Origin of the sequence: Ammoniphilus resinae (assembly GCF_017873965.1) — a bacterium.
Lineage (GTDB): Bacteria > Bacillota > Bacilli > Aneurinibacillales > RAOX-1 > Ammoniphilus_A > Ammoniphilus_A resinae.
In genome coordinates, this window is record NZ_JAGGKT010000013.1 from 1 (window position 1) to 11,696 (window position 11,696).

Annotated in this window: 9 protein-coding genes and 4 tRNA genes; 4 read left to right on the forward strand and 9 right to left on the reverse strand. The window is 41.1% G+C overall.

Annotated features, from left to right (window positions below):
- Positions 1 to 115 precede the first annotated feature (115 nt).
- Positions 116 to 1,627 carry a DHA2 family efflux MFS transporter permease subunit gene (locus J2Z37_RS18155; RefSeq protein WP_209811725.1) on the reverse strand — a complete coding sequence of 504 codons (1,512 nt, stop codon included), beginning with the start codon at positions 1,625 to 1,627 and terminating at the stop codon, positions 116 to 118.
- Positions 1,628 to 1,793: 166 nt separating this feature from the next.
- Between J2Z37_RS18155 and J2Z37_RS18160 the strand changes: the two genes are divergently transcribed.
- Positions 1,794 to 2,675 carry a TetR/AcrR family transcriptional regulator gene (locus tag J2Z37_RS18160; protein ID WP_209811726.1) on the forward strand — a complete coding sequence of 294 codons (882 nt, stop codon included), beginning with the start codon at positions 1,794 to 1,796 and terminating at the stop codon, positions 2,673 to 2,675.
- A gap of 63 nt (positions 2,676 to 2,738) precedes the next feature.
- On the opposite strand, the gene J2Z37_RS18165 is transcribed toward J2Z37_RS18160, so the two are convergent.
- The 7 genes from J2Z37_RS18165 to J2Z37_RS18195 form a co-directional block, all read right to left on the reverse strand.
- Positions 2,739 to 2,815: transfer RNA gene (locus J2Z37_RS18165), tRNA-Pro, on the reverse strand.
- 105 nt (positions 2,816 to 2,920) lie between these two features.
- Positions 2,921 to 4,390: a malate:quinone oxidoreductase gene (locus J2Z37_RS18170; RefSeq protein ID WP_209811852.1), complete on the reverse strand. Its 1,470-nt coding sequence runs from the start codon at positions 4,388 to 4,390 to the stop codon at positions 2,921 to 2,923.
- A 185-nt stretch (positions 4,391 to 4,575) separates the two neighbouring features.
- Positions 4,576 to 5,859, reverse strand: coding sequence for an MFS transporter (locus tag J2Z37_RS18175; RefSeq protein ID WP_209811727.1), 1,284 nt, complete (start codon positions 5,857 to 5,859; stop codon positions 4,576 to 4,578).
- A gap of 36 nt (positions 5,860 to 5,895) precedes the next feature.
- Positions 5,896 to 6,330, reverse strand: coding sequence for a hypothetical protein (locus tag J2Z37_RS18180; protein ID WP_209811728.1), 435 nt, complete (start codon positions 6,328 to 6,330; stop codon positions 5,896 to 5,898).
- A gap of 339 nt (positions 6,331 to 6,669) precedes the next feature.
- A tRNA-Gly gene (locus J2Z37_RS18185) sits at positions 6,670 to 6,743 on the reverse strand.
- 10 nt (positions 6,744 to 6,753) lie between these two features.
- A tRNA-Val gene (locus J2Z37_RS18190) sits at positions 6,754 to 6,830 on the reverse strand.
- A gap of 155 nt (positions 6,831 to 6,985) precedes the next feature.
- A tRNA-Gly gene (locus tag J2Z37_RS18195) sits at positions 6,986 to 7,061 on the reverse strand.
- Between the two features lie 969 nt (positions 7,062 to 8,030).
- Between J2Z37_RS18195 and J2Z37_RS18200 the strand changes: the two genes are divergently transcribed.
- A complete protein-coding gene (locus J2Z37_RS18200) occupies positions 8,031 to 8,561 on the forward strand; it encodes a GNAT family N-acetyltransferase (RefSeq protein ID WP_209811729.1) in 531 nt (176 codons plus the stop codon).
- 36 nt (positions 8,562 to 8,597) lie between these two features.
- Here the strand turns inward: J2Z37_RS18200 and J2Z37_RS18205 are convergent, their stop codons facing one another.
- A complete protein-coding gene (locus J2Z37_RS18205; RefSeq protein ID WP_209811730.1) occupies positions 8,598 to 9,839 on the reverse strand; it encodes a M16 family metallopeptidase in 1,242 nt (413 codons plus the stop codon).
- A gap of 249 nt (positions 9,840 to 10,088) precedes the next feature.
- On the opposite strand from J2Z37_RS18205, the gene J2Z37_RS18210 reads away from it, so the two are divergent.
- Together J2Z37_RS18210 and J2Z37_RS18215 are read left to right on the forward strand one after the other, a co-directional pair.
- Entirely contained in the window at positions 10,089 to 11,585 is a 1,497-nt protein-coding gene (locus tag J2Z37_RS18210) for a sodium-dependent transporter (RefSeq protein WP_209811731.1), read from the forward strand.
- A 1-nt stretch (position 11,586) separates the two neighbouring features.
- The gene (locus J2Z37_RS18215) at positions 11,587 to 11,685 is read left to right on the forward strand and encodes a MetS family NSS transporter small subunit (RefSeq protein ID WP_209811732.1); all 99 of its coding nucleotides are present in this window, start codon (positions 11,587 to 11,589) and stop codon (positions 11,683 to 11,685) included.
- The last annotated feature ends 11 nt before the right edge of the window (positions 11,686 to 11,696 follow it).

Sequence of the window (11,696 nt, forward strand, 5' to 3'; positions counted from 1 at the left end):
GAACTTAAAAAAGATGACCCCTATTCAATACAGGAATCATCTTTTAGTGGCTTAATCTCTTTTTTTATAGTGTCCTTGACATAGGTGCCAGTTTACACTTGGTCCTTTTTAAATTTTATGCTGTTACCGGCTTAGTGGAAACATTATTTTTACCTTCTAGCTTGCTTACCGCATCCGCACTTGTATCCACACGTTTAACAAATATCGCTAGCACTAGCGCAACAATATTTACGGCAAAAGCGACATAGAAGGAATATTGGATACCAGCCAATAAGGTATGCTGCGTTAAAGCAGCTTTTGAAGCCTCGGTTAACGTTGTTGGGTCTACTCCGGCCATTAAACTCTGCGCTTCTGTTTTCGTCACAGAGTTCATAATGGTTACGAGAATCGCCGTACCAATGGATCCAGATACCTGTTGCGCTGTATTATTAATCGCCGTCCCATGTGGATTTAAACGAGTTGGCAACTGGTTTAAGCCGTTGGTCATAATTGGCATCATCACCATCGACATCCCAAACATACGCAACGTGTAAGCTAAAATAATATAGGTGTAACTCGAATCAATCTGCAATTGCGCTAACATGTAGGTTGAAACGGCTGTCACCGTTAAACCGATCACGGCTAACAATCGCGGACCAAAGCGATCAAACAGCTTCCCTGTAATGGGAGACATAATCCCCATGACAATTGCCCCTGGCAGCATCATTAAACCTGAATCAAGCGGGGAGATTCCCCGCACACTTTGTACATAGGCCGGTGTTAAAATCATCCCGGAGAACATCGAAACCGCGTTGACGATCGCGATGACGGATGCAAGGGCAAACATCGGGTACTTGTAAGCACGTAAATCTAGTAACGGCTGCTCCATTTTTATTTGGCGAACAATGAAAGCCAATAACGCGATGCCGCCTACAATCAATGTAGTTAGTACAATCTCATCCCTCCAGCCATCTGAGCTGGCAGAACTACAACCATATAATATGCCCCCAAAAACAATCGAAGACAGAACAACGGATAGATAATCCAATGTCACCTGCTTGTTTTGTTCCATAACATTTTCAAGCTTCCAAATAGCTAACAATAAACTAATAACAGCCAGTGGCAAGATCATTTCAAATAGGATACGCCAATCGTGATATTCCACAATATAACCGGACAAAGTTGGCCCGATGGCCGGTGCAGTAATCATCACCAACCCAAAGACCCCCATCGCAGTTCCCCTTTTTTCACGCGGAAAACTGACCAACATCACGTTCATTAATAAAGGCCCCATAATTGAAGAACCGGCAGCCTGAATCATCCTTCCTGTTAGCAACACACCAAAGGTAGGTGCATAGGCCGCTAATGCAGTTCCTAACGTAAAAATCGTCATTGATGCAATGAACAAATGACGATTGGAAAAACGAGTTAATAAAAATGCGGATGCTGGAATTAAAATCCCGCTAACCAGCATGTAACCTGTGGCTAACCATTGAACCGTAGAATAATCGGCAATGTTTAAATCAGTCATAATCGATGGCAAGGCAACGTTTAACAACGAGTTGTTTAAAAATGAAACAAAAGCACCCACAAATAAAATCACAAGCATTAAATATGGTGGTTTTCTATATTGAAGAGTCGAATTCATAGTTCCCTTCCCTCTTATCTTTTTTATTTTTCACTTGACCTATTTTATACCCATAGTTCAATAAATGCAATAGTTTTATACTTATGGTATAAAACTGTGTTGTATTTCCAACACAAGAGAATTATACTATTCTTATAGAGAACAAACAGACGCGTTGGAGGACAGAATGAATAATAGGAAGAGGAAAGTTGCAGACATTGCTTTAAAATTGTTTGTGGAGAAAGGAATTCAACAAACCTCCATCCAGGAAATTATCGAGAATGCAAATATTTCGAAAGGGACTTTTTATAATTATTTCTCCTCTAAAAATGATTGTGTTGCAGATATTTTAGAATTTCTTCGCTATGATGCAAGTCAACAGCGGATTGCCATGCAAATTGGCAAAGATATGAAAGACCGTGAAGTGTTTATTGAACAAATCACTATTTTATTCCAGTTAAATGAGGAACGAAATTTACATGCCTTGTTTGAGGCCATTTTATCTTCAAATGAAAAAGAACTAAGAAAATTAGTCTTGCAGCATCGAATGATTGAGTTGGAATGGTTATCCAATCGCTTGATTGAAGTCATGGGGGATGATGTTCGAGAGTACGCATTTGAGGGAACAATCTTATTTTATGGCATGCTGCAGAATATCTTGTTTACATTACGAATTACAAATAGTACGTATTCGCTAAAACAGGTCGTTCATGTGATTTTATCCTATCTTGAATTAATCCTGCCATACATGGTAAAGCATGGTACTTCCACGTTAAATCATGCTGCCATTGATCAATTAAGCTCCCATGTGGATAAACGATCAGTCACGATCAAGGAATTAACGGAATTTGCCGAGCTGCTACAACAACAGCATTCTTTTAATGAAGAGCAACAAGATTTGATGGATGTTATTATGAATGAATTAAATCGTGGACGGATTCGTAAAATTGTCATTCAGCCACTATTAAAACCTTTACAGCAATTATTTAACGAGACACCGATCCAATCACAAGTACACACCTTTACGAATATGATTTGGTATTTTTTAAAGATAGGAAATACCCGTTGATTTCATAACAATAAAGACCATCTCACCCTCTTGGATGAAATGGTCTCTAAATAACCTTATGTATGGTCGGGAAGACAGGATTTGAACCTGCGACCCCCACGTCCCGAACGTGGTGCTCTACCAAGCTGAGCCACTTCCCGCAAACTACTTCTAATTAATATTTTAATCAAAAACAATCAAATTTCAATTCCCTTTTTTGTAGTCCAGAAGATATTGGTTTTACTTCCTTCATCCTACGCAGTTATTTATCGTAATCCAAGTCCCTTTGCTGTTGAGGCATGAATTTGATCGATCAATTCTGGTCTTTCCACTAGTTGCACCCCATAAGAAGGAATCATTTCTTTTATTTTCGGTTCCCACGCTTTTAGATGTTGTGGAAAACATTTTCCAATTAATTCAAGCATAATGGAAACGGCTGTAGAAGCACCTGGAGAAGCACCAAGCAAAGCAGCTAATGAACCATCCGAGGCACTAATTACTTCTGTACCAAATTGAAGTGTTCCTTTACCGGTAGCCGTATCTTTAATTACTTGTACTCGTTGACCCGCTTTCACAATTTCCCAATCTTCTATTTGAGCAGACGGAATAAATTCACGTAAATTTTCCAAGCGTTGTTCCTTTGACAATCTCAATTGCTGAACCAGATACCTTGTTAATGGAACGTTTTTTGTTCCTGCTGCTACCATAGTTAAAACATTATTCGGTCTTACGGAACGTACCAAATCTAACTTGGAACCAGTTTTTAAGAACTTCGGTGAGAAACCGGCAAAAGGCCCAAACAGTAATGATTTTTTCTTGTTGATGAATCTTGTGTCAAGATGTGGGACAGACATAGGGGGAGCGCCAACCTTTGCTTTCCCATATACTTTCGCATGATGTTGTTCTATTATCTCTGGATTCTTGCATACCATAAATAGTCCACTTACTGGGAAACCTCCAATATGTTTTCCTTCAGGGATCCCGGATTTTTGCAATAAATGAAGGGCTCCCCCACCGGCGCCAATAAAGACAAATTTTGCAGTATGGCGTTCTACAGTACCCCTATCGAGGTTGCGTACTTTCACCTCCCAACCACCATGTGTCCGATGAATATGATCTACATGATGTTTATATCGAATATTGACGTTTTGGTTCTCTAAGTGGTTGAATAACAAACGTGTTAAAGCACCAAAGTTGACGTCGGTTCCAACATCGGTTTTTGTAGCCGCTATCGGTTCGTTTGCATTCCGCCCCTTCATAATAAGCGGAATCCATTCCATTAGTTTTTCCGGGTCATCAGAAAATTCCATCCCTTGAAACAAGGGACAATTAGAAAGTGCTTCAAAACGCTTTCTTAAAAAGGCTACATCCTTTTCCCCGTATACGAAACTTAAATGAGGTAGTGGCATAATAAAGTCCTTGGGATTTTGAATCAGATCCTGGTTTACAAGGTAAGACCAAAATTGTTTAGAAACTTGGAATTGTTCATTGATCTTGATCGCTTTGCTAATATCAAGACATCCATCCGGTTTTTCAACGGTATAATTCAACTCACACAAGGCAGAATGCCCCGTACCTGCATTATTCCATTCATTAGAACTTTCTTCCCCCGCGCTTGCCAGTCCCTCAAATACGGTAATATTCCAGTCTGGTACTAATTCTTTCAACAGTGTTCCTAAAGTGGCACTCATAATACCAGCACCAATTAAGATAACGTCCTGACCCATTTTCCTCATCCTTTCCATATTGCCTAGGGTTTTTCAAGTACCGCATTTTTAATAACTTACCCTGCGGCAATATCCCCTATGTATAGTCATGACACGAGCATATTTATAATGAAAAAAGAGGCATCTCAATGGATGATGCCATTTGTCAAAAGTCTATATTAGCAATGTACCACTCCAAAACATCAATGTGCCAATTAACCATCCAAAGTAGATATTCTGTTCACTTCCTTCACTCGGACGCTTTTCACTTCTTTCAACAAAATCACGCCTATCAAGCCAAACATGGAGAAGACCACAGGAATAAAGAAACCGTAGTAATAACCTTCAATGCTGCCCGTAGCTGACTGAAAATAATCCAGTACATTTCCATAAATGCTTGGCAACATTACCGCACTCAAAAAACCACCAGTATTTGCAAACCCAGAGACTAGGCCTGATTCTTCGATTGGAAAGGATTGACGAACGGCAGCAAAGGTTAAGGAATTGGCCCCATAACAAAAACCAATGATAAAGAATAGTACGATCACCGAGGAATATGGCGGATTCCCTTTAAATAAGAGAAAGTAGGACCAACTGAGTACCATAATGATATGAACAACAAAATAAGGACGTTTAATAGTTTCTAATCGACTGGAGATCCAACTTGTTAAAGGTGCACCAATTAGCGCCGCAATCAGTCCAATCATTACAAGCTGACTAGCATCAGAACGTGTCACTCCATACACATTCATCCCGTAAGGTACTGCCCACGAACCGATAAATCCTACATACGTGCCAACCAATCCAAAATGACAAAGGAATAAAGCCCAAGCTTGTCGACTTGAAACAATTCTTCTTAGTAAAACCCATGTTTTTTCACGTCTAATCCTATTCTTTGCAGTTATATGGTTATTGGGAAAGAGTTGTTTTGTTTTTGTTACCAGGATAAAATAAAGCAGAATCCCGCACAGACATAATAGCAGCCCAACCGAAAAAAAAGCTTCCCTCCAACCAAGCATGATAATCCATACAGAAAAAGGAACTGTCGCTATAAGAAACCCGAGGTTTCCTGTCATTCCGACTACACCAATTAACCGTACAAACTCCTTTGCTTTAAACCATTGGCTCAAAATTAACACCATACTAACCCATATGGTCGCGTCCCCTATTCCCGTTAGCACTCTTGCAAAAAACAGGACAAATTCATGCGTACTAAGGCTATAAATAATTGTCCCTACACCGGTAAGGATTGAGCCTGCAATGAGAAAAAAATTGGGACCAAAACGGTCAACCAATATCCCCATCGGAATTTGTAATCCGGTGTATACGAAAAATTGAATACTAGTCAACAAACCAATCGTTGATGCCGTTACATGAAAATCCCTCATTACCTGGTCTGTAATAAGTCCCGGAGCTGTCCGTTGACTCGCCATGAATAAATAAGTGAACATCACAGTAACAAATACAACCCATCTAAACCTGCTGTTTTGCTTTTCCAATGATTTCTTCTCCTGTTAGTTTTTGTAGAATAAAATTTAACTCCCACTTCTAGCGGTCCAGAAACGAAATGATTTTAATATTTTCGGCAAGTCCTCATTCTCCATTTTTATAAGTGCTCTGAATTCAGGAATGCTGCGGTCGTAATCGCTATGATCCTCTTTTAAAAATTCTTCTGGAGCCTCTTCGGGGGCAATAGCCGCAAAAACCCTTCCCCGTTTTTCCCCCAGAAATTGAAAAGGTGATCCACCAAATTGCTCCATCCATCTCCTTTTGGACATCTTAAAAATAACCACACTAAAAATCACACAGGAACTTTTCCCATGGTATTTCTTCCGATATTTCAAGTTGAAATGAACCGCTGTCTCCGGGCCATATTTCGTTTGAGTAACAAAAACATGCGGCTTCCACCAACGCGGAATAACCAGTTGAAACAGATAGGTCTTGTTTTTGTAAATAATAACGGGTTTCACGATTCCCCCCCTTTGTGCTACTTGTAGGCAGGATATTCGTAAAACCCAATTTTAGTGAAACGATATAGAGAAGATTAGTCGGGAGGCGGAAGGGCGGAAGTATAGAGGGAAATTCTCACGCTATTCTTCTTGCAATCTTATGGGGGTTCACTTGTTGCTTGATACTTTTATATTTCACCCCCGAAAAATGCAAAAAAACCTGCCACCAATGGGTAGCAAGTTTTTTTTATCACAATAGCATTAAAAGCTTCTTTAGATCTTATGTATGGAGCACTCTTCGAGTACTACTCATATGAATCCAACAAAGAAGTATTTCGACGTAGTAGGATTCAAAATAGATGGAGCGGGTGAAGGGAATCGAACCCTCGCTACTAGCTTGGGAAGCTAGAGTTCTACCATTGAACTACACCCGCACTGATTTTATGGTGGACGATGACGGATTCGAACCGCCGACCTCTACGATGTCAACGTAGCGCTCTAACCAACTGAGCTAATCGTCCATTATTTTAATGGAGCACCCTTCGGGTACTTCTTTATTTCATTCCAGCAAGGATGTTTCTCGACGTAGTAGGATTCATTGCAGATGGAGCCATAAAGGACCTCTTTATTTCATTCCAGCAAGGATGCTTCTCGACGTAGTAGGAATGAACATTAATGGAGCGGACGACGAGACTCGAACTCGCGACCCCAACCTTGGCAAGGTTGTGCTCTACCAACTGAGCTACGTCCGCATCAGGAACAATATTTATAATAAACAATTTGGCCATGCTTGTCAAGAATATCGTTAAATTTAGAGCCCTTGCTATTCGATCCACCAGTTAAGATTAAATAGACAGGTTGAGGCTAATCCCCAAAATCCCTTTTTCTTGGGATTAGCGGACTCTGTGTCGATTCATTGGGGGTTACCCTGGGAATTGAGCCTATCGATTTATGTAGGAAGAGCGACTAAGATGGGGCCGTCCAGGCTTGTTTCGGACTGAGACGAGCCGTGTCATCGGATCTCAGTCCGAATCCAAGTCTGTTTCGGACTGAGATGGGTAGGGTCTGTGGATTTCAGTCCGAATCCAAGTCTGTTTCGGACTGAGATGGGTAGGGTCTGTGGATTTCAGTCCGAATCCAAGTCTTTTTCGGACTGAGATGGGTGGGGTCTGTGGATTTCAGTCCGAATCCTGGTCTATTTCGGACTGAGATGGGTGGGGTCTGTGGATTTCAGTCCGAATCCAGTCTTTTTCGGACTGAGATGGGTGGGGTCAGTGGATTTCAGTCCGAATCCAGGTCTATTTCGGACTGAGATGGGTGGGGTCTGTGGATTTCAGTCCGAATCCTGGTCTATTTCGGACTGAGATGGGTAGGGTCTGTGGATTTCAGTCCGAATCCTGGTCTATTTCGGACTGAGATGGATAGGGTCTGTGGATCTCAGTCCGAATCCTGGTCTATTTCGGACTGAGATGGGTAGGGTCTGTGGATTTCAGTCCGAATCCGGGTCACTTTCTAGGCTGCCCTGTCCCGATTCTGGCCTATTTTGAAATCTCGGCTAAAAATCCAAGTGCTTCGGTTAACAGGGCAGAACCCTGTCCTCTGACTGCCATTTTTCCGGTTCCCATAACAGACATCCACCCTCAGTTTCTTAAACGCCATCCATCAGTTATACTAGCCTAAGATAAATATCTGGCGAAATAATCTCATTGGAGGCTGATCACTTGATTTTGCGACCTTTGGAAGAAAAGGATACAGAAGCGCTTTTTGAACTTTTCAAAGAGGAAAAAGGGGCCAATTGGATCGACTTCCCCATCACCTCTCTACAACGATTTAAAGGCCATATATCAGAGCTTTTAGCTGGTGAATTTTTAGGATTCGCGGTTCCCCGAGTGATCCTTGATCCGGTTACACAAAAAATTGCTGGCTTGATTCTCTTAACAAATATCGATACAGAAAATCAATCTGCAGAAATGGGAACTTGGCTCGGCTTTAACTACCGGGGTAGTGGCCTTAACCAACAGGCAAAAGCGGAGATGATTCAGTACGCCTTCACCGAACTCAATTTAGCAAAAATCCTGTTGGTCACAGCGGAACAAAATATCGCATCAATCAAAGCAATTGCCAAACTACCCTATACGTGCAAAACTCGGGGGGATGAGTACGGCGCCTTAAAAAAGCATTATGCTTTTCTTTATCGAAAAAACATTCTCATTTATAAAATTACTCACGAAGATTTTTTCGCAAAAAAATGATTCCCAGCCCATTCTCATTTATTTCTTTTCCTTCGCCTATCCCTTCGCCCTTTTCCCCTTAGGGACAAGCGCACTTAAAATATAATTTTCTGTATCCAACAAACGATTGGCTACCCGCTGCACGTCTTCGGCAGTGACTAACTGTATTTGTTTCAATTCTTCCTCCGGATCCTCCAACAGTCCACGGACTGCCATCGATCCCATGTGGGAATTAAAGGCCCCTGCCCCTTCCAACTCCATAATCCGTATGCCCTCAAGGGAGTTCTTGGCAATGAGCAGCTCCTCTTCGGAAACCGGATCTTTTTTAATACGCTCCCATTCCTCGAGGATTATTTTTTCGACCTGATCGAGTTTTCGATGATCCAATCCAGCACTAACATAGAAACACCCCGCACCTAGCCATGCGTCATGGGATGTGTCAATGGCATAGGCGAGGCCTTTTTCCTCACGAATCGATTGATACAATCTTGATATTTCATTTCCTCCAAGGATTGCATTCAACACTTGAATCGCTGTCCAATCGTTATCTTCTAACCCCGGAGCGGGAACCCCAAGTATAATTTGACCTTGATCCACTTCACGCTGATATTTGTTCCATTGCTTACGAGGCACCGCACCCTCTATCGTCTTATATTGATTTTGCACTACCCGGCGTGTCCCCAATGATTTCTCTAGAACGGGTAAAATCTTATCGGCTTCTACTCTCCCTGTTATAGAGACTGTTAATGAAGAATCATAATACCATTGTTCATAAAACCCAAGCACATCCTCGCGCTGAATCAACTTCACACTATCACGATAGCCTAGAATAGGCACACCAATGGACTGATTTTCGTACACCATTTCCATAAATCGATCCATAAGGAATTCACCTGGAATATCATTATACATATCAATTTCTTCTAAGATAATTGAGCGTTCCTTCTCTAGCTCTGCTTCTGGAAACAAAGGATTTACGAACATGTCCAAAAGAATATCGAGCGCCTGCTCCGCCTGCCGATACGGAACATCCATGGTATACGTGGTTGTATCGCGTTCCGTGAAGGCATTAATGTACCCCCCTATTTTCAATGTATCAATGGAAATCTGCCGATGTCCTCTTTTGTGACTTCCTCGAAACATCATATGTTCAACAAAATGGGCAAGCCCACGTTTATCTTGAGGATCATTAAGTGATCCTGCTCTCACTAAAATGTCCATGCACACTTTAAAACTGGACGGTATGGATTTTATATAGACGGGTATACCATTAGATAATACATATTTTTGAAAACTCATTAAAATCTCCTCTCTGCGACAACTCTCTCTATCTTAAAAGAAACCTCTTCCCAGTTCAATCTTTTCCCTTTACCTGAGCAGTAAGACAATTGATTCCGTGGAATCAATAGACCAAAAATGGGAATAAAAAATACCAGTGGATAGTTTCAATTTAGTTTACAAATAAACTTTCGCTTGTTACTATTTCTTTTAGTCTACCTAGAATTTAATTTTCGTAAATTTCCCATTTTATCAACAGGAGGATACATCATGAAAAATGAACAATGGGGAAATCGAACCGGCTTTATTCTTGCCGCTGTAGGTTCCGCGATCGGACTTGGAAACATTTGGAGATTCCCTTATGTTGCTTACGACAATGGCGGTGGAGCCTTTCTTATTCCTTACCTCTTTGCCCTACTTACAGCAGGGATCCCAATCCTTATTTTGGAGTTCAGCATTGGTAAAAAAGGACGTGGTTCTGCTCCTTTAAGCTTTACCCGTCTAAATAAAAAGTGGGAATGGTTAGGATGGTGGCAAGTTGCCATCTGTTTTGTGATTATAAGTTATTACGCTGTCATTATTGCCTGGGCGATGAGTTATACGAAATTTAGTCTAAGCCTTGCCTGGGGTGACGATACGAAAGGTTTTCTATATGGACAATTCCTCCATTTAACAGACGACGTCTGGTCAATAGAGAATCTGCAACTTCATATCATTATACCATTAGCACTTACCTGGGGAATTGTTTTTATTACCCTCTACAAGGGAGTTAAAACAGGTATTGAGAAATTGGCCAAATTCGCTATGCCTTTGCTTATCTTTCTCTTCCTCATTATTACGTTTCGTGGGCTTACACTTGAAGGAGCAGTGATAGGCCTTAATCATTTCTTTACTCCTGATTGGAGTAAAGTTTGGGATTACAGAACTTGGATGGCGGCTTACGGCCAGATTTTCTTTAGTCTAAGTATCGCTTATGCCATCATGCTAACTTATTCAAGTTACCTGCCGGAAAAATCAGATGTGAATAACAGTGCATTTATCACTGCTTTTTCCAATTCTGGCTTTGAACTTCTGGCTGGAATCACTGTCTTTAGCGTTTTAGGATTCATGGCCTTTGAAAGCCATACAGATATTAGCGAACTAGCCGCGGGTGGAGTGGGACTAGCGTTTATTGTCTTTCCTAAAGTGATTAATACCCTTCCCACATTAAACAGCCTATTTGGTCTTTTATTTTTTGGATCGCTCGTTCTTGCTGGTCTGACTTCAGCGATATCCATCTTAGAAGTTGTTGTTGCAGGGATTCGTGACAAATTTGATATGCAGCGTCAAAGAGCGGTCATTCTAGTTTCCATCCTTGGTTTTGGTGCAAGTTTAATTTACGCAACAGGCGCAGGATTGTATTTCCTAGATATTGTTGACCACTTCATCAATAATTTTGGCGTCGTTATTTCCGGATTGGTCGAACTTATCTTAATTGGATGGTTCCTCAACCTTAAGGCGCTACGTAAGGAAGGGAACCTCACTTCCGATTTTTCCATCGGAAGATGGTGGGATATCATGATCAAATTTGTGACACCTGCGGTTTTACTATTTATTACGATTCAAAACATTATGGGTGAATTCGAGACCCCATACGAAAATTACCCAGTCAGCGCTCTTCTTTTGATTGGTGCAGGAATCGTTGTGATGGTAGTTGTTCTAGGTTATATTTTCAGCAAATTCCGTTGGAATTCTATAGAAAAAACAAAACAACGAAAGGTGGCCTAAGATGAATACTTCTGCGATCGTTATGTTTATCATTAGTGCCAGTTTGCTATGGGGCGGTTTAATCGTATTTCTGACCATTGCCATGAAGAAGAAAGCCTAATCTTATAGGAG